This is a genomic window from Brachyspira sp. SAP_772 (assembly GCF_009755885.1).
Lineage (GTDB): Bacteria > Spirochaetota > Brachyspiria > Brachyspirales > Brachyspiraceae > Brachyspira.
On sequence record NZ_VYIX01000304.1, the window covers coordinates 1 to 580 of the forward strand.

At 26.9% G+C, this 580-nt stretch carries 1 protein-coding gene; it reads left to right on the forward strand.

Features of this window, described 5'->3' with window-relative positions; genetic code table 11:
• Window positions 1–259: 259 nt before the first annotated feature.
• The coding region (locus GQX97_RS14190; RefSeq protein ID WP_157152358.1) for an AAA family ATPase at window positions 260–580 on the forward strand (321 nt) is incomplete at its 3' end.

Genomic DNA, 580 nt, shown 5'->3' on the forward strand with positions numbered 1-580 from the left:
AAAATATGCTTCAAATATATGATATTCATTTGTATCGCCTTCAATACATTTTGGAGGCACTATTGCATATATCATACCAAACTCCTTCTTATATTGTTTTAGTAGTTATTATTTTATATTTTTATAAAATTATGAAAACAATATATAGTTCATGTTTTATATAAATTCATATTAAAACCCACAAAAGTTTGAAAACAAATTATTTATAATATATACTAAAATGATAATTAAAATAACAATTAATACAAAAGAGAATAAAATGCCAAATAATAATAATAATCAACATCAAAAGCCATTAATGGAAGAACTTTACAAAGAAGAATTGGAAATATTAAAAAGCAGAGATAAAAATCTAAAGCCAAAAAATTGGAAATTATCGCCTCAAGCAGTGAGAGATTTTATACTCGGCAAAAAGTTTGAAGACGGCACTATTATAAAAAAGAAGTTTTACGGAGATGATGCTTTAGTTGAAAGAGCAATAATTACATTAGCAGGTAACAGAGGATTGATGCTTGTAGGAGAGCCAGGAACAGCAAAAACAATGCTTAGCGAATTATTATCTGCAGCCATTAGCGGAAAC